At 54.6% G+C, this 16,915-nt stretch carries 17 protein-coding genes; 9 read left to right on the forward strand and 8 right to left on the reverse strand.

The window, feature by feature from the left end:
- Window positions 1-123: 123 nt before the first annotated feature.
- From AAC086_RS02830 to AAC086_RS02865, 8 genes are all read left to right on the forward strand, one after another.
- Complete coding sequence (locus AAC086_RS02830) at window positions 124-1,146, forward strand: hydroxyacid dehydrogenase (RefSeq protein WP_339775029.1); 1,023 nt, start codon at window positions 124-126, stop codon at window positions 1,144-1,146.
- A gap of 26 nt (window positions 1,147-1,172) precedes the next feature.
- Complete coding sequence (locus tag AAC086_RS02835; RefSeq protein ID WP_339775031.1) at window positions 1,173-1,853, forward strand: RraA family protein; 681 nt, start codon at window positions 1,173-1,175, stop codon at window positions 1,851-1,853.
- On the forward strand, window positions 1,850-3,076 hold the full coding sequence (locus AAC086_RS02840; protein ID WP_339775034.1) for an MFS transporter: 1,227 nt from the start codon (window positions 1,850-1,852) through the stop codon (window positions 3,074-3,076). Before AAC086_RS02835 ends, AAC086_RS02840 begins: the two co-directional genes overlap by 4 nt.
- A gap of 93 nt (window positions 3,077-3,169) precedes the next feature.
- Entirely contained in the window at window positions 3,170-4,120 is a 951-nt protein-coding gene (locus tag AAC086_RS02845; protein WP_339775036.1) for a tripartite tricarboxylate transporter substrate binding protein, read from the forward strand.
- 197 nt (window positions 4,121-4,317) lie between these two features.
- Window positions 4,318-4,773, forward strand: a complete 456-nt coding sequence (locus tag AAC086_RS02850; RefSeq protein ID WP_339775038.1) for a tripartite tricarboxylate transporter TctB family protein — start codon at window positions 4,318-4,320, stop codon at window positions 4,771-4,773.
- Between the two features lie 15 nt (window positions 4,774-4,788).
- A complete protein-coding gene (locus tag AAC086_RS02855) occupies window positions 4,789-6,294 on the forward strand; it encodes a tripartite tricarboxylate transporter permease (protein ID WP_339775039.1) in 1,506 nt (501 codons plus the stop codon).
- 162 nt (window positions 6,295-6,456) lie between these two features.
- Window positions 6,457-7,359 carry an AraC family transcriptional regulator gene (locus AAC086_RS02860; RefSeq protein ID WP_339775042.1) on the forward strand — a complete coding sequence of 301 codons (903 nt, stop codon included), beginning with the start codon at window positions 6,457-6,459 and terminating at the stop codon, window positions 7,357-7,359.
- Between the two features lie 105 nt (window positions 7,360-7,464).
- A complete protein-coding gene (locus AAC086_RS02865) occupies window positions 7,465-8,766 on the forward strand; it encodes a mechanosensitive ion channel domain-containing protein (protein WP_339775044.1) in 1,302 nt (433 codons plus the stop codon).
- Here AAC086_RS02865 and AAC086_RS02870 read toward each other — a convergent pair.
- From AAC086_RS02870 to AAC086_RS02885, 4 genes are all read right to left on the reverse strand, one after another.
- Window positions 8,717-8,962, reverse strand: a complete 246-nt coding sequence (locus AAC086_RS02870) for an aldo/keto reductase (protein ID WP_339775504.1) — start codon at window positions 8,960-8,962, stop codon at window positions 8,717-8,719. The two genes, AAC086_RS02865 and AAC086_RS02870, sit on opposite strands and share 50 nt — an antisense overlap.
- Window positions 8,963-9,166: 204 nt before the next feature.
- The gene (locus AAC086_RS02875; RefSeq protein ID WP_339775047.1) at window positions 9,167-9,742 is read right to left on the reverse strand and encodes a UbiX family flavin prenyltransferase; all 576 of its coding nucleotides are present in this window, start codon (window positions 9,740-9,742) and stop codon (window positions 9,167-9,169) included.
- Window positions 9,743-10,013: 271 nt separating this feature from the next.
- On the reverse strand, window positions 10,014-10,937 hold the full coding sequence (locus tag AAC086_RS02880; protein ID WP_339775049.1) for an NADP-dependent oxidoreductase: 924 nt from the start codon (window positions 10,935-10,937) through the stop codon (window positions 10,014-10,016).
- On the reverse strand, window positions 10,937-11,404 hold the full coding sequence (locus tag AAC086_RS02885) for an ester cyclase (RefSeq protein ID WP_339775051.1): 468 nt from the start codon (window positions 11,402-11,404) through the stop codon (window positions 10,937-10,939). The genes AAC086_RS02880 and AAC086_RS02885 overlap by 1 nt, the downstream gene beginning before the upstream one ends.
- A gap of 92 nt (window positions 11,405-11,496) precedes the next feature.
- Here AAC086_RS02885 and AAC086_RS02890 point away from each other — a divergent pair, with 92 nt between their 5' ends.
- Window positions 11,497-12,405, forward strand: coding sequence for a LysR family transcriptional regulator (locus AAC086_RS02890; RefSeq protein ID WP_339775053.1), 909 nt, complete (start codon window positions 11,497-11,499; stop codon window positions 12,403-12,405).
- 171 nt (window positions 12,406-12,576) lie between these two features.
- Here AAC086_RS02890 and solA read toward each other — a convergent pair whose 3' ends face one another.
- From solA to AAC086_RS02910, 4 genes are all read right to left on the reverse strand, one after another.
- Window positions 12,577-13,731 (reverse strand): N-methyl-L-tryptophan oxidase, encoded by a 1,155-nt coding sequence (gene solA, locus AAC086_RS02895; RefSeq protein WP_339775055.1) that lies wholly within the window; start codon window positions 13,729-13,731, stop codon window positions 12,577-12,579.
- Between the two features lie 94 nt (window positions 13,732-13,825).
- Complete coding sequence (hutH, locus tag AAC086_RS02900) at window positions 13,826-15,349, reverse strand: histidine ammonia-lyase (protein WP_339775057.1); 1,524 nt, start codon at window positions 15,347-15,349, stop codon at window positions 13,826-13,828.
- A complete protein-coding gene (locus tag AAC086_RS02905) occupies window positions 15,336-16,121 on the reverse strand; it encodes an ATP-binding cassette domain-containing protein (protein WP_339775061.1) in 786 nt (261 codons plus the stop codon). The genes hutH and AAC086_RS02905 overlap by 14 nt, the downstream gene beginning before the upstream one ends.
- A 54-nt stretch (window positions 16,122-16,175) precedes the next feature.
- Window positions 16,176-16,910 carry an ABC transporter permease subunit gene (locus AAC086_RS02910; RefSeq protein ID WP_339775064.1) on the reverse strand — a complete coding sequence of 245 codons (735 nt, stop codon included), beginning with the start codon at window positions 16,908-16,910 and terminating at the stop codon, window positions 16,176-16,178.
- Window positions 16,911-16,915 lie beyond the last annotated feature (5 nt).

The following is a 16,915-nucleotide window of genomic DNA, read 5'->3' on the forward strand; positions in this document are numbered from 1 at the left end:
AAATTTATCTACCGCTAATCTCCGGTCAGAAGATTACACAATCAACATGTCAATCAGACATAAAATACGGGGAGGAACGATGTCGGGAGTTTTCACACCGCATCAAAACGGACGGGTGCGTTCATGAGCAAAAACGAAACGATTGTTGTCACCGGCCCCGATCTTGATGCCGCCGCATCGGATCTGATCGCGCAGGCCGGGTTTAACATTGCCCATACCCCCGCCTATCCGTCAGACGATGTTCTGGTGCAATTCATGACGGAATTTAAACCCGGAGGGGTCATTTCCCGGATGGGGCAATTTAGCCATGTCGCCATGGATGCCGCCCCCGGTTTACAAGTGATTTCCAAACACGGTGCCGGAATTGACAATATCGACATTAACGCGGCAACGGAACGCGGCATTCTGGTCTTGCGGGCGCCGGGTGCCAATGCGCTGTCGGTGGCCGAACATGCCGTCACCCTGATGCTGACCGTGGTAAAACAGATCATACCGCTAGATCACGGCCTTCGAGCCAACCGTTGGGACAAACCGGGTTTTCTGGGCCGCGAAATTGCCGGAATGCACCTTGGTCTGGTCGGGTTTGGGGCCATTGCCCGGCATACCGCAAGGCTGGCGCAGGGCTTTGGGCTGCATGTTATGGCATATGACCCGCTTGCCAGCGATGATCTGTTCCTCAAGGCCGGTGTCGCCCGCTGTCAAACTTTGCAAGAAATGCTGCCATCGTCCGATATCGTCAGTCTGCATTGCCCGTTGCTGCCTGCCACCCGGCATTTGATCAATGCCGACAGCATGGCGCAAATGCGACCGGGCAGTTACCTGATCAATACCGCGCGCGGCGGGCTGATTGATGAAGCGGCCTTGCTTGACGCCCTGCAAACCGGGCATCTGGCCGGGGCGGGCCTGGATACATTTGAGCACGAACCGCCTGCTGCGGATAATGCCCTGCTGCAACATCGTGCACTTGTTGCCACCCCCCATATTGCCGGGGTTACTTCGGCGGCGGGGCGGCGAGTGGGCATTGCCGCCGTTTCAGGCGTTATTACGCTGTTGTCAGGTGGCGACATTGCACCGGACCGAATTGTAAATCCTGAAATTTTGGAAAACGGCAGTGCCCGTCTGCACAGCAGTGCGGCAGCCGAATAAATAATTACGTAAAAAAGGGAAGAACCATGCCAGTTGGAAATCGGATTTTACCGCGGACGCGGAAGGTTGCCGACCATATTGTTGCCGAATTTCGGCAATTACCCGTCGCAAATATCAGCGATTGCATGGGGCGGGTTTTTGCCGGGGGCAGCCGCCTGCGGCCCATGCACCGCGACGGCGTGCTGGCCGGGCCTGCCTTAACCGTGCGCAGCCGCCCTGGCGATAATCTGATGCTGCACAAGGCACTTGATCTGGCCGAACCCGGCGATGTCATTGTTGTTGATGCTGGCGGCGATGTCACCAATGCCCTGATCGGCGAACTGATGTTGGCCCATGCCATCAATCGCGGGGTGGCGGGGTTTGTTCTTTATGGGGCTTTGCGCGATCTTGATGCGTTTCGCAGGGTTAATCTGCCAACCTATGCCCTGGGTGTTACCCATCGAGGCCCCTACAAACACGGCCCGGGCGAAATTAATACCGCCATCGCCATTGAAGGCATGGTGATTGAAGCAGGCGACCTGATTGTCGGTGATGCCGATGGCATTGTTGCCGTGTCCTATAACGATACAGCAGATGTATTGCAGGCGACAAAAGATAAACAGGCCGCCGAACACCGTCAGATGGCCCAGATCGAAAATCGCGCCAACGATCGTAGCTGGGTAGACAAGGCACTGTTAGCAACGGGATGCGAGATCGTCCCGGCGTGAGGGGCCCCGAAACGCTGCGTCCGCTGAAAAATGCCAATTTTGCCTGGTATCTGGCCGGGAATACCGGTTCCATTGTTGGCACATGGGCGCAGCGTATTGTGCTGTTGTGGATTGCCTGGGAACTCACCCAGTCCACGACAGTGCTGGGGGTGCTGGCAATCGCTGATTTGTTGCCCTCGGTTGCCATTGCGCCGCTGGCTGGCACCATCGCCGATCGTTACGACCGGCTGCGTCTGGCAAGGATGTTACAGTGGGTTTCGGTGGCACCCCCTATGCTTTTGCTGGTGCTGTCGTTATCGGATCATCTTGGTATTGTCTGGATCGTGGCGGTTGCCTTTGTAACGGGGGTTATCAATGGCTTTGACCATCCGGTGCGGATGGTGATTGTCGGCAGTCTGGTTGAACGGGCGCGTGTCGGCGGGGCGGTTGCCCTTAATTCAATGATGTTCAATCTGGCCCGCATGATCGGGCCGGTTTTTGGCGGGTTGGCAATATCGGAAAAGCTGTTCTGGCCGCTTTTTCTGTTCAATGCCCTAAGCTATGTTGGTTTTGCTGCCATCCTGGCCCGGTTGCGTTTAATGACCGTGCCAAAAGCAATATCTGGCAGTGACATTGTTGCGGCCAATTGGGCGGCGGTTTTTCGCACCCTGACACCGGGTCATAAATACCTGCTGGCGTATTTCCTGCTGATTGCGCTGTGTTTTCGCCCGGTTTTTGAACTGTTGCCTGCATTCGCCGAAACGCTTGATGTTCAAGGTGTCAGTGCGGCGGATGGTTTTTCAATTCTGACTTTTTGCCTGGGTTTCGGGGCTATGGCCGGGGCGATATTGGTGTCGTTTCTGCTGTCCAGGTTCGCACCGTTATATCTGATTGTCATCAGTGGTGCTGCGGCATTGCTCGGCATGTTGTTGTTCTTGTTGTTTGACAGTTTGTATTTGGCGGCGGCCTGCCTGGCTTTATTATCGGGGGCCATTCTTGCCAACGGCATTGTCACACAAATCGTTTTGCAAACGGGTGTGCCCGATCACGTCCGTGGTCGGGTCCTGTCCTTGTATACCATGATTTTTCGCGGTGTTCCGGCACTTGGGGCGATGGTTATGGGCGTCCTGGCAAGCACGGTTTCACTGCACATACTGTTTCTTGTCGGCTGTCCGGTTGTGCTTGTCATGACACTGGTGGTCGGACGGCTAAAACCGAAATCTTTGGCTGAGAATGGAGGATAAGTAAGAATTTCTAATCTAAATATGAATTTTAATTCTCTTTCATAAATAAAAACTGCTGTTATAGGCTTATGCCTGAAAAAAGGGAGGAAACAAATGAAACTTAAAACACTCATCCTGTCCGCATGCCTGGTGGCTGGCTTTACCTCGGCGGCGATGGCGGAATATCCGGAAAAGAAAATCGAGATTATCGTTGGCTATTCTGCGGGCGGCGGTACCGATGTCATGGCCCGTACTGTCGCGCCATTTCTGGAACGTTATCTGGGAAATGGTGCCACGGTTGTGGTTAAAAACATGCCCGGTGCCAGCGGTCAGATCGGCGTTACCGAAGTTGCCAATGCCAAACCCGATGGCTACACCATCGGTACCTACAATCTGCCTGGCATGATGGCACGGACCCTGGATCGCAAGGCCGGTTATTCCGCCGATAGTTTTACCTATCTTGCCAATGTTGTTGATGATCCCAACGTGATTGTCACAGCGAAGGACAGCCCGATTACGACAGTGGACAAACTGGTTGAAGCTGCACGTAAAGAACCAGGCGCAATCACCGTTGGGATGTCCAGCCTTGGCGGCGATGATCATTTTTTCCTGATCCGCCTGCAAAATGAATCACAAGCCGAATACACCATTGTGCCGTTCAAGGGCTCTGCACCGGCCCGTACTGCGGTTATGGGCGGCCATGTTAGCATGGGTATTTTCAATCTTTCCGAAGTTCTTGGTTTTCGCGATGATTTGAATATTGTCGGGGTTGCACGTCCTGAACGATCTGATCTGGCGCCGAATGTTCCAACTTTTACCGAACAGGGATTCAAGGTCGTTAGCGGGTCGATGCGCGGATTTGTAGCACCGGCCAATCTGCCCAAAGACGTTGAAACCAAACTGGTCAATGCTTTTAAAAAAGCCTATCAGGACCCCGAGTTTTCCAAGGCAATGCTCGCTTCGGGCAACCCGGTCAGTCTGGCTGCCGGGGATGACTTCAAGGCATTAAACCAGGAACAGTTTGAATTTGCCAGGCATGTTTGGGAAACGACCCCCTGGAAATAAGAACGTGAACGGGGCCTTTGCGCCCCGTTTTATTCCGGCGTCACTCATCCGGTGACCCGGTAAAACCGTTAGTGACTTTGCCCGATCTGGCAACGGATTCTCGCGATGATACCGTTAAACGGTACCAGGCCATCTATTGGCCGGTAAATACCTCCGCGATGCCAGGGCCGTTTTCCCCAAACCGAAAGACACGCAATATGAAGAACCCAGCCGGTTCCCGTATTTTGCAGGCCGATAACATTGCCGGTCTTGTGATAGTTGCATGTAGTGCCTGGTTACTGACCGAAACCCGCGACATGCCCCCGATGAGCGCGCTTTTACCTGTTGCCATGCTGTGTGCGATGGCGCTGATGGGTGTCATCCTGATTGCGCGCACTATTCTTAACCCCCAAACCGCATCGGCCGGTCCGGTTTTTGTTGCCCCCCGGCGCTTCTTGCTGGTTGTTTTTGTCATCGCTGCCTATGCATTTGGTGTGGCGACACTGGGCTTTTATACCTCAACCACCATTATGGTGCCTGCTGTGGCCTTTTGTTTTGGCTATCGCAAACCGCTTGGGCTTGCCATTGCCACGATCATTTTCGTTGGCGGTATTGCCCTTATTTTCATGGTTCTAATGAACCAGGAACTGCCACCTGAATTTTTCGCCAGCTAACCCGGGAGAGTATGGATGTATGGAAATCTGGTCGATGCTCTACCCAGTGTTCTGGGTTGGGCCAATATGGCCGCCGTTGTGGTCGGCGTTCTGGCAGGTATTTGTGTCGGCGCATTGCCGGGGTTAAGTGCGACCATGGCAATTTCGGTGTTAATACCGTTTACATTCGGGCTGGATCCGCTGGTGGCACTTGGCATGATGGCTGGTATTTATAATGGTGCCATGTATGGGGGGGCGATTCCGGCGGTTCTTTTGCGTATTCCAGGTACGCCGGCCGCCGTCGCCACCAGTTTTGACGGCTACCCGATGGCGCAGTCCGGGCGAGGGGGCTATGCCTTGCAGGTTGCCGTGGTATCATCGGCCATTGGCGGCATTGTTTCGGCCATCGTGCTGATGTTGCTGGCCCCGCCGCTGGCAAAGGTGACATTGCTGTTTGGCCCGGCTGAAATATTCTGGGTTGCGGTATTTGGTCTGTCATCGATTGTCTTTTTGCTTGGCGGTGACCCGTTAAAGGGCCTGATCAGTGCGGCCTTTGGCGTGACGGTTTCGCTGATCGGATCGGATACCATTACTGGCTATGACCGTTTGACATTTGGCCACCTCGAACTGCTTGATGGTATCAACATCGTCGTTTTACTGGTGGGGCTTTATGCCTTGCCGCCTGCCATGGACCTGCTCGAAGACCCTTCCTTTGACGGAACCGGCAAACGCTTCACCCTTGGCACCGGCAGCATCTGGAAAGCCCTTCCCAGCATGTTGCGGTTCTGGAAAACATGGGTCCGGTCCAGCTTCATCGGGGTACTGGTCGGCATTCTGCCCGGTGCCGGTGGGTCGATGGCGGCCTTTCTCAGTTATAACGAAGCCCGCCGTGCTTCCAAAAACCCCGATGATTGGGGCAAAGGCGAACCTGAAGGCGTTGCTGCGGCGGAAACCGCCAACAATGCCGATACCGCCTCGGCGATGATTCCAGCCCTGACATTGGGTATTCCCGGTACGTCTGTGGCAGCCGTTATGCTAGGCGGTTTGTTAATTCATGGTCTGCAACCCGGGCCGCTTTTGTTCCGCGATAATCCCGATCTGGTTTTCGGGTTTATGTGGCAATTTCTGTTTGCGGCTATCTTGCTTGTTTTCCTTGGCGGGTCGCTGGCAACCAACAGTTTTGCCCAGGTTCTGCGCATTCCGCGGCCTTTATTGGGGGCCATTATCATCGCGTTGGTGTTTATCGGGGTCTATTCGATCAATGGTCGCATGTTTGATGTTTATCTGACACTGGGCTTTGGTCTGGTTGGCTATTTCATGGATAAATTGCGCTTTCCACTGCCGCCTGTGGTGCTGGGCCTTATTCTTGGCAGTTTTGCCGAAGAAAACCTGCGTCTTGCCTTGCGCATTGGCCGGGGGGACCCATCCGCTCTGTGGCAGAACACCACCAGCCAGGTCATTATTGCCATTACCTTTGCGGTCGTGGTCGGCCCGATAATTTTGCGCCTTGTTCGGTCCAAAAAGGCGGGGAAGGTGGTCTGACCTCGATCTTAAGGCGGCGGCATGCCGCCGCCTCAAGGGGTATGTGGCTTTGGTCTGATTCTATGGAATCCATGCACAATCCTGCAAGCAGGTTAGTTCTTGCTTTGTGCTTTGCACGGTCTCGGGCATTCTTGCGGCCTAACCTGATCGGCGGAGGACTGTTTGAACCAACCCGAACCATTGGCAGAAATTGCCCGTATCATTGAAGGGGTCATCAATGAAGATGGCCAAATTCCCACTGCGGTCGATAATCTTTTTATTGGTCGTAAAACCCAAACCACCCAACCTGTTCATACAGCCCAATGGCCCTGTTTTGCCATGATCGTTCAGGGGTCCAAGCAGGCAATTGTCGGCACACAAAAAATGTCTTACGGGGCCGGTGATTATCTGGTGGTGTCGCTTGACATGCCGGTTCGGTCCTGGGTTGTGCAGGCCAGCCCCGAAAAACCGATGTATGGTTTGAGCCTGGCAATTAATCATGACGCCCTTAAAACCGTTATGACGCGGATCGCCTTTGACAAAAGACATCTCGATAAAAGCCCGGGTTTTGGCATTGCTGTGCACAAAATCCCGGATGAATTGCTTGATGCGGTTTTGCGCCTGATCCGCCTGCTTGAACGACCAGATGATGTTGCCGGTCTTGCCTGTCTGATCGAACAGGAAATTTTGTATCATTTGCTGCGCGGGCCGTTTGGCGGCGACTTACTGCAAATTGCCACGGCGCAAAGTCCGGCCAACCGTATTGCCGGGGCTGTTGCATGGTTACGCGAAAATTATAAACAATCCTTGCGCATCGAAGACCTTGCAAAGCATGTCGGGATGAGCACATCGTCATTGCATCACCATTTCAAGACAATCACTGCCATGACACCGATGCAATACCAGAAACAACTGCGCCTGCGCGAAGCACGCCGCCTGATGTTGGTGGAAAAACAGGATGTCGGCATGGCCGGTTTTCTGGTGGGGTATGACAGTCCGTCGCAATTTAGCCGCGAATATAGCCGTCTGTTTGGTTTGTCGCCGTCGCGCGATATGGCCGAACAATTGCGCCCGGTGACCGGCTAGCCGTTTCCCCGTAAAGGTTGATGATGCCTGTATACGCGTGGTTGCGCCGCACAATCGTTTCAGGTTAATTGACGGGTCAAAAGATCAAACGGGATGGAGATCTAAATGCAGGAACGCTTAACGGGATGGCTGCTTGGCTATTATCCCCCTTTGGGAAGTTTCGCCCAACCGTTGGCGGTTTTAAGCGTTCTGTTATTGATCTTTGCAATTTCACTGGCGATCCATGTGGTGCTGCATCGCGGGTTCTTGCCCTGGCTTGAAAGCCTTGGCGGTGCACATGTACGAAACTGGCAAAAAATTGTTACCGGGCGTGGCCTGTTTGGACGTTTGGCGCTGGTTGTACAGGGGATCATTGTTCACATTCAGGCCGGTTTATGGCTCAGCGACAGGTCCTTTGTTCTTGAGCTGCTTCATATCTTTTCAGAATTGTGGATTATTTTCTTTGCGCTGACGTCGCTGTTTTCCCTGCTTGATACCACGCTTGAGATGTTGCGCTATAGCCTGATCGCAAGAATTCTGCCGCTGCGCGGAATATGTCAGGGAATGAAACTTGCCGCGTCCATTCTTGCCGGATTGCTGATTATTTCGATCCTGATCGGGCAATCGCCGGTTATTTTGCTCAGTGGCCTGGGGGCCATGACGGCGGTTTTGATGCTGGTATTCAAAGATCCGATCCTTGGTCTTGTCGCGGGTATTCAGCTTTCGGCCAACAGGATGTTGTCGGTAGGTGACTGGCTTGAAATGCCGAAATATGGCGCGGACGGCGATGTTATTGATATCGGTTTGACGACGGTAAAGGTGCGCAACTGGGACAATACCATTACCACCATTCCGACTTATGCCCTGATTTCGGATTCATTTAAAAACTGGCGCGGCATGAGTGAGTCAGGTGGGCGCCGGATTAAACGCAGCCTTAATCTTGATGCAACCAGTGTCGCGTTTTTAAGCGAACAGGAACTTAAACGCCTTCATCGCGGACGGTTGCTCGCCCCGTATCTGGATGAAAAAATAAAGGAAATCAAACAATATAACAGCACCCGTAATGCTGATTTGTCGTCGCTGGTCAATGGGCGGCGATTGACCAATCTTGGCACCTTGCGGGCCTATCTTGTGGCTTATTTGCGTGATCACCCAAATATCAACCAGGATATGACCTTGATGGTGCGGCATTTACAACCAGGGCCCGACGGCGTGCCGCTTGAAATTTATGCCTTTACCAATACGGTTAAATGGTTGGAATACGAGGCCATCCAGTCCGATATTTTTGACCATATCCTGGCGATATTGCCGGAATTTGGCCTGCGTGTGCATCAAACGCCCAACGGTTATGATATGCGTGCGCTTGCCAATCCTGCGCTCAGCCCTCAGGCCGCGATCCCCGAACCTGAGGTGGCTTCACGATCGTAAAATAAATGTTGATATGATCGGTGCGCAAATTTTGCAGCGTCTTTTCACATTCACGGATCAAATGATAGCGACTAACCGCTTCGTCAATGCGGCCATCACCAATCCGCATCCGGGCCTTGGATGTCACCAGAACCTGATCGCGGCGACCGTCAAGAATCTCGCCGAGGATTTTCGCAGACAAGCCGGTTGAATACATATTCGCGGTATCAAACAAATTAACCCCATAATCAATACAGCAATCAACAAGGCGGCGTGGGGGCAGGCCGAAGATATAATCTACGCCGTTGGCCTCGTTTTGTTCGGCCTTGAAACGGCATTATCGTGACAGGTTACACAAGGGGGGTAATGTTTTTTTTGTACATATCGATGTGCCCGCGATGTGTTGGCCACATGCCGGTGTTTAAGCATCATCATTTTCTTCGGTCCAGCGTTTGACGACGGGCAGGTGAATGTCGAGCAGGTCCAGTGCGCGCCCGGTGGTTTGGGTTACCATTTCGTCAATCGATTGCGGGCGGCTGTAAAAGGCCGGAACCGGCGGCATGATGATGGCACCGTTTTGGGTGGCCTGTTGCATTAAATTGATGTGCCCGGCATGAAGCGGGGTTTCGCGCAGCATCAGCACCACGCGGCGGCGTTCCTTCAGGCAAACATCGGCGGCCCGCACGATCAGTTCATCGTTATAGGAATTGGCGATACCACTTAGCGTTTTGATCGAACAGGGGGCCACCAGCATCCCGGCGGTGCGAAACGAGCCAGATGACACCGCTGCGCCAATATCGCGATAATTATAAACCACATCGGCATAGGACCGGATTTCATCGGGGTCCATATCCACTTCGGAAAGCGCGGTGCGCAGGGCCGAGGGCGAAATGATGGCGTGGGTTTCAATATCGGGCACATCGCGCAGCAACTGAAGGGCGCGAATGCCATAAATAACGCCCGATGCCCCGGTAATGGCGATGATAACCCGTTTCATGTGATGCTCTTTTCAATTGTGATCCTGCTTTTGCCGACAGGTGCGGTAAACAGGGGTATCCCTGTTACGTGCAATCTTGTCGCAGATGGCATTGGTTTCAACCATTTTCTTGCCCAATCTGAAAACGGCAACCATTAATTGCCTGACAAATGAAAAATATTATGGCCAGAAAAGTCACGGACGGCGAACATTACAAAGCCGCCGCCCGGTGTGGCGCGACGGCCTGCGATGTTTGTTTATCCGCCGATGTTACAGGTTAATTTCGTGGAGATTACGACGGCGATGCAACCATAACCGGTTTGCCTTTGAGCGTGCCGTTTACGAAATCGTTAAAGACAGAAACGCTGTCGGCCAGATCGAATATTGTAAAATTTGGCACGGCAAGGGGCGTGGTCCGCGACAGGTTGATCAGGTCTGCCAGAATGGCAGCGTCTGTTTGCAGGAAGACAAACGCCGTTTTAACAGCTTTGCCGGTTGCTGTGGCCTCGTCAATCGGAACGGCGACGGTGGCAATATGAGTGCCGGGCTTAACATGTTCGAGGACCACAGCTTGCAGATGCCCGCCGGTTGTATCAAGGACATGGGCGGTTTTTGCCATGATATCGCCAAGGCCGGGATCGGTCGGGGATAGCAGGGTTGCACCCAGATTTGCAACGCGGTCCAGGCCGTCGCCTAGCACAAAAACAGACCCCGGGTTTTGACGATGTGCCAGCAAGATGGCCGCACGGGCAACAGCACCGGTGCCTGTTACAAGCAGGGGGGCGTTTGGCCCGGCGTTTAACGTATTGAGGGCCTGTTGGGCAACGCCAGCCGGGGTAGGCAGGCAGGCCGCTGTTGCGCCAGAAAGCCCGGATGGACGACGGGCGATTTGGGATTGGTCGACACAGACCTTTTCGGCCAGCGCCCCGCCAGCAACCGGATCGGTGCGACCAAAAACGGCATCACCAACGGCGAAATTTTTAACCGAGCGGCCAATAGCGATAATTTCACCAGCAAAATCGGTGCCGGGAATATAGGGAAAGGTAAGCGGGAAAAAGGCCTGCATGACGCCTTGGGACAATTTGGCGTCAAGCGGGTTGAAGGCAGCAGCTGCAACCTGCACAACAATGTCGCGATCGTCCGGTGCCGGGTCCGGCAGGGTAACAAGGTGGGCTGAGAGGGTTGGCAGGTAATCTGTGATATGAAGGGCTTTCATCACGCGCCCCCATTTGCGAGGTCGGGCCAGGTGCCGATTTGGGTGAACATGCCCAGCAAATCTTCGAGGTGCCATGTCTGCGACAGACGGTCGCCGGTAAATTCGTGAAATTCATGAATAACGATATTAATGGCCTTGCCGGTGGGGGTAATGCCCATAAGGGGGCCGGTATGGGTGCCGGTCATGCGCAGGCGCACAGCGGCACGGTCAGCCTCGGCGATGATGTTTTCGATGGTCAGAACAAGGTCGGGCAAGGCGGTTCGAAACATGCGAAAGACGGGTTTGATGCCGTCGCGGCCCGGTTGCTGGCCGGGGCCCAGCGGGATGTCATCCCAGTTTTCGGTCAGGGCATGGTCAACAAGATCGACATCGTCGGTTGCAAGGGCCGCATACAGATTTTCCAGGGCGCGTTTTTGGCCGTTGGTAAGTGCCATTGCTTGGGACGAGGGAACGGTTGGAAGGGTCATTTCAGGCTCCGGTTCAAATTGTGATGACCTGAAGGTAGGGAATGAATTATCATAATTGAAATCAATAATAGTTATTTGGAATTATCAATTTTATGAATTACGCGGGATTTGATTTAAACCTGATTGTTGCGTTTGATGCCTTGATGGCGGAACGCCATGTGACACGGGCCGCCCAGCGGATTGGACTGACGCAACCCGCCCTTAGCGCTGCCCTGAACCGGTTACGTCATATCACCGGCGACGAGCTTTTTATTCGGGCACCAAAAGGGTTGATGCCCACGCCCCGCGCGATGGACCTGGCACCGGCCTTTCGCACCATACTGGCAACGGTGGATGGTGCCTTGTCCTTGCAAACCGAATTTGAACCTGCCTTGTCGCAACAGGTATTTTCGCTGGCATTGGCGGAGCATCCAACGCAGGTGTTGCTGGTGCCACTGGAAAAGGCATTACGTGCCGTCGCACCTGGCGTAGATTTGCGTATTCGGGCTTTGCGTAATCGCCAGGAAGCCATTCGTATGCTCGATGAAGGGCAGGCTGATTTGGCAATTGGCGTGTCGCCGGGCAGCGAAGCGCGCATTTTATCGCGCCATTTATGGACCGAGGAATTTGTTGGCATTGCCCGCAAGGGAACCGATGTTTCACGGTTTGCCCAATCCACACGCGACTATGCAGAAGGTCGCCATGTGCTGTTTTCACCCGAGGCCGAGGATCGCGGTCTTGTGGATGCGGCCCTTGCCAAAGAGGGGCTTAAACGCCGTCTTGGGGTTACTGTGGGTTATACATATGCAGTGCCATCGCTGGTGGCGCAAAGTGATATGCTGGCAACCGTTTTAAGCGGTATTGTGCGCGAAAGCGGATTTTCCGGCCAACTCACTGTTTTTAAGCCACCGTTTGAATTGCCGAGCATATCCTATCAGTTGCTTTGGCATCGCCGCACCGATGCCCACCCGGCACATTGCTGGTTCCGGGATGTGATTGGAACATTATGCGGAAATTTTTAACGCGAAATTGACAGCCGTTATGTCGAGGGCCAGATGCTCAGGGCCTGAATGGCCATGCCACGTACCACAGTTATCAGGAAAGTAGCCAGCGCTGCGGATTTTGCTGTTTGATGCCGGGATGCGCGCATTTGCCGTTATATTTACATTTTAAATGCGGCATTGCCGACTTGTTCAAGCAGCGCTGTTGGCGGCTTTCATCAGGCGCTCAAAGGTGAAGGCCGCAATCGGCAGGTCGGTGCCGCCTTGGGTCGCGAGGTCTGCCAGAATTTCGCCGATGACGCTGGTGAATTTAAAGCCATGACCCGAGCAGGGGGAGGCAACGATTACCCGGTTTTCACCCGGCAAATGGTCCAAAAGGAAGTCTTCGCCGGGGAGCATGGTGTAGCGGCAGGTGGTTTCGTTTACCCGACGTCCGTCCATACCGGGCAGGCTTTTGGCGGCAAAGGTGTCAAGAAGGGCACGGTCGGCGTTATTGACGGCAGGGTTCGGGGTATCGGGATTGATGCTTTCCATGAAATGGGCATGGCGGCCAATTTTTACACCATCCGGACCGATTTCGGGAAAGCCGAAGAACGAACCGTTTTTGCCTTCATCGCGTAAGAATGCAGGCATACGGACCGGGTCGGTGGCAAAACCGTTGGCCGGCCGATACCACGCCACCACCTGACGGATTGGATTGGCGATGTTTTGCAAGGCTGGAATCAGTTGCGAGATCCACGACCCGGTGGCAACAATGACCTTGCCGGCACGAAAGGTATGCTCGCCCGCAACAATGTTAACGCCATTATCATCCGGGTCGATCTGATCAACCTTTGTGCCCATGTGCAAGGCAGCACCATCGGCAGCGGCCATGCGCAGATAACCCCAGATGGCGGCTTCGGGTTTTAACCAGCCACCTTGTGGGTCAAGTAAAGCAATTTCATCGTCTTCCAGCCCGAAAACCGGAAATCGTTTACGCATTTGAGCCGCGCTAAGTTCATCGCAGGATAAATTGTGCATGTTGCAAGAGGCGCGCGTACCGGTGATGATTTTGCTGTCGGGTTTGCCGATTTGCAAAACGCCCGTGATGTTTAAAATACGGTCGCGCAGGCGGGTTTCAAGGCTGCGCCAGTTTTCATAGGCGCGGTGCAAAAGCGGCACATAGCTGGGGTCTTCGAAATATCCCAGCCGGATCAGGCGGCTGTCGCCGTGCGAGGAGCCAAGGCCATGGGCGGGGCTGGCGGCTTCAAAGCCGATAACCCGGACCCCGCGTGCGGCCAAAAAGGACACAGCGGCACTTCCCATCGCACCAAGGCCGATAACGGCAACATCATACGGGTTCGACATGACGGAAATCCTTGTTATCTGACGGTTTATGATTTGCCATTGGCATACAATACCGGCGGTAAAAGGCAATAGCCGCTTGCTGAAAAATGGTCTTTCAGGGGGCCGGTATGGGGGCGGGTTCGGTGGTGGCGATCAGATGGCGCAGGGTTTCAAGGTCGTCGCCAAGGGCATGATCGTCGCGATAGACAGGCAACAGATCGCGGACTTGTTGATAGATAACGTTGGTGCCAGGTGCACGCATTGCGGCACTGTCGCTGTCATCCGCCCCAACCAGATCGGCGGCCTGAACGGCAGCAAGCAATTCAATTGCCAGAACCTGTTCGGTATTATCAAGCACCAAAAGCAATTTGTTGGCCGCCGCCGTGGGGTGGGCCAGGTAATCTTCCTGAAGGGCCGATGTAATGCCGCCATCCAGGCTGGCGGGCGCGCCCAAACGGCGGTTTTCGGCGGCAAGGGCAGCGGCGGTATATTGCGCAATCATAAGACCGGAGCCGACACCGGGATCGTTGGTCAGAAATGCCGGAAGGCCGCTGACCAGCGGGTTTACCAGCCGATCCAACCGGCGTTCGGACACCATGGAAAGCTGGCAAACGGCAATGGCGAGGCCGTCAAGGGCGAGGGCCAGTGCCGGGGCGACGGCGTGGGCCTCGGAGGCGACTTCGGGGTCGTCAGGGGTGCCGTGAACAATCGGGTTGTCGGTGACAGATGCCAGTTCCTGATTAACGATTTGGGCGGTATTGGCAAAAACATCGCGGACCGCGCCATGGGCGTGCGGGGTGGCGCGCAAACTGAGCGCATCCTGGGTGCGTTTACCAACGGCAAGCTTGATCCGGCGGCTGTCGGCCAGCCGGTCACGCAGGGTTTTGCCAACCTGCTGGATGCCGGTTGATTTACGAAGGGCGAGGATATTTTCATCGAAGGCCGCCATTTGCGCGCCCGATGATTCCAGTGTGATGGCGGCAACCGCATCGGCCCAATCGGCCAGCCGATAGGCGCGTGCCAGCGCAAACGACCCCAACCCCGCTGAACAGGACGTGCCATTAACCAGACTTAGGCCTTCCTTGGCTTGCAACACAAGCGGGGTCACGCCGATTTTTGCCAGTGCGTCGGCACCCGGTAACATTTCGCCATTTATCGTGGCACGGCCCTGGCCGATAAGAACCAGCGCGATATGGGCCATATGAACCAGATACCCGGCAGAACCCTTGGACGGAACCGCAGGAATACAATTATGCTTCAGCAAGGCCTGAAGGGCGCGAACGGTGGCGGGGCTGATGCCGGAATAGCCATGGGCAAAATTGTTGATTTGTGCGGCAATGATGGCGCGCACCGCCGGGGCGGATAATAATGGCCCGGTGCCGCACGCGTGGCTAAGGATGATGTTGCGCGAAAGCCGGGCTTGTGCAGTTTTGTCCACCACGGTATCGGCCAGCGCGCCCACACCTGTTGTAATGCCATAGGCACGCACACCCCGGCTGACCAGGGCATCGACAATCAGGCGGCCTTTGGCGATACGGTCGGTGGCGGCAGGGGCAATTTCAAGCGCTGCACCTTGTGCGATGGCCGAAATTTCGCGCCAGGTCAGGCTGTTATCAAGCACAATATTATGCGGCGTCATGTTCGGTTTCCATATGGCGGATGAATTGCTGAAAATAAGGCGAGCCTTTGCCGCCAAACATGTCTTGCGGGGTGCCGTCGCAATCGATCTGGCCATCGCGCATGAAAATAACGCGGTTCGATACATTGCGGGCAAAGCCCATTTCGTGGGTGACGACCAGCATCGTCATTTTTTCAGCCGCCAGATCGCGCATGACATGGAGCACTTCGCCAACCAGTTCCGGGTCCAGGGCCGATGTCGGTTCGTCAAACAAAATGACTTTGGGTTTCATGGCAAGGGAACGCGCAATCGCGGCACGTTGCTTTTGCCCGCCCGACAGATGGGCCGGGTAATAATCCTTGCGATCGGCAATGCCGACCTTTTCCAACAGGGCTTCGGCCTCGGCCACGCAATCGACACGGGGGCGTTTTTGCACATGAACCGGGCCTTCGATGATGTTTTCAAGAATGGTCAGGTGCGACCATAAATTAAACGATTGAAACACCATGCCAAGATCGCTGCGGATACGGTCCAATTGTTTGCGGCTGGCGGCACCGCGACCGCGCGGCGTGGTTTTCATGGCAATTTCTTCGCCATTGACCACGATGTCGCCTTCGTCGGCGGTTTCAAGCAGGTTGATGCAGCGCAGGAAGGTCGATTTTCCCGATCCGCTGGCACCCAGCACACTGATAACATCGCCGTCATGGGCATCAAGCGAGATACCGCGCAATACTTCGTGGGCACCAAAACGTTTGCGGATATTGCGAACGGATAGCCTGGGAATGGCGGACATGGGACGATCCTTTTAAAAGAATGGCCGAATGTGAAATATAAATGCAGGCCGCAGCTAGGGGCGCGCACCAAAGAATGCCGACATGACGGAGGGTTTACGTTCTGCCGGGCGGCGGTTATGGCGGTTTAACCGGTGTTCGATCAGCGCCAGAACCTGTAAAATCAGGAAATTAAGCACCAGATAGAGGGCGGCGGCACACATGAAAACTTCCATGGTGCGATAGGTTTGCGAAATAAGCCGCTGGGCGACACCGGTGATTTCCCACACCGTAACCAAACTTGCCAGCGCGGTTGATTTCACCATCAACACGATTTCGGTAGAATAGGCGGGCAGGGCATGGCGAAAGGCAATGGGGGCGATGATGCGGCGTAACAGCAAAAAGCCCGACATACCCGCCGCCCGCGCAGCTTCAACTTCGCCCGGGGGAACCGCGCGCAGACCACTGCGAAAAATTTCGGCGGAATAACCACCGGTGCAAAGGGCCAGCGATAAAACTGCACAAACAAAAGGTTCGCGAAGGGCAGGCCAGACAAAGCTGTGACGTATGACGCCAAACTGGCCGAGGCCGTAAAACACCAGAAACATCTGGATCAAAAGCGGGGAGCCGCGAAAGACAAAGATATAGCCCTTGGCAAATGTGCGGGCGGCGATATTGTTGCTAACCCGCATGGTGACGATCAACAAGGCCAGCAAACCGCCAAAGAAAATTGACAGCGAAAACAGCCCCAGTGTGGTGGGGGTCGCGGCCAACAGGGCCTTCATCGTGGAAAGAAGAAATGGAAAATCCATGATCG

This window comes from uncultured Thalassospira sp. (assembly GCF_963976115.1).
GTDB lineage: Bacteria > Pseudomonadota > Alphaproteobacteria > Rhodospirillales > Thalassospiraceae > Thalassospira.

Bases quoted from the DNA above. Each gene is read 5' to 3' on its own strand.
- AAC086_RS02830 (WP_339775029.1), top strand. From the start codon at position 124: ATGAGCAAAAACGAAACGATTGTTGTCACCGGCCCCGATCTTGATGCC.
- AAC086_RS02835 (WP_339775031.1), top strand. From the start codon at position 1,173: ATGCCAGTTGGAAATCGGATTTTACCGCGGACGCGGAAGGTTGCCGAC.
- AAC086_RS02845 (WP_339775036.1), top strand. From the start codon at position 3,170: ATGAAACTTAAAACACTCATCCTGTCCGCATGCCTGGTGGCTGGCTTT.
- AAC086_RS02850 (WP_339775038.1), top strand. From the start codon at position 4,318: ATGAAGAACCCAGCCGGTTCCCGTATTTTGCAGGCCGATAACATTGCC.
- AAC086_RS02855 (WP_339775039.1), top strand. From the start codon at position 4,789: ATGTATGGAAATCTGGTCGATGCTCTACCCAGTGTTCTGGGTTGGGCC.
- AAC086_RS02865 (WP_339775044.1), top strand. From the start codon at position 7,465: ATGCAGGAACGCTTAACGGGATGGCTGCTTGGCTATTATCCCCCTTTG.
- AAC086_RS02870 (WP_339775504.1), bottom strand. From the start codon at position 8,962: ATGTATTCAACCGGCTTGTCTGCGAAAATCCTCGGCGAGATTCTTGAC.
- AAC086_RS02875 (WP_339775047.1), bottom strand. From the start codon at position 9,742: ATGAAACGGGTTATCATCGCCATTACCGGGGCATCGGGCGTTATTTAT.
- AAC086_RS02880 (WP_339775049.1), bottom strand. From the start codon at position 10,937: ATGAAAGCCCTTCATATCACAGATTACCTGCCAACCCTCTCAGCCCAC.
- AAC086_RS02885 (WP_339775051.1), bottom strand. From the start codon at position 11,404: ATGACCCTTCCAACCGTTCCCTCGTCCCAAGCAATGGCACTTACCAAC.
- AAC086_RS02890 (WP_339775053.1), top strand. From the start codon at position 11,497: ATGAATTACGCGGGATTTGATTTAAACCTGATTGTTGCGTTTGATGCC.
- solA (WP_339775055.1), bottom strand. From the start codon at position 13,731: ATGTCGAACCCGTATGATGTTGCCGTTATCGGCCTTGGTGCGATGGGA.
- hutH (WP_339775057.1), bottom strand. From the start codon at position 15,349: ATGACGCCGCATAATATTGTGCTTGATAACAGCCTGACCTGGCGCGAA.
- AAC086_RS02905 (WP_339775061.1), bottom strand. From the start codon at position 16,121: ATGTCCGCCATTCCCAGGCTATCCGTTCGCAATATCCGCAAACGTTTT.
- AAC086_RS02910 (WP_339775064.1), bottom strand. From the start codon at position 16,910: ATGGATTTTCCATTTCTTCTTTCCACGATGAAGGCCCTGTTGGCCGCG.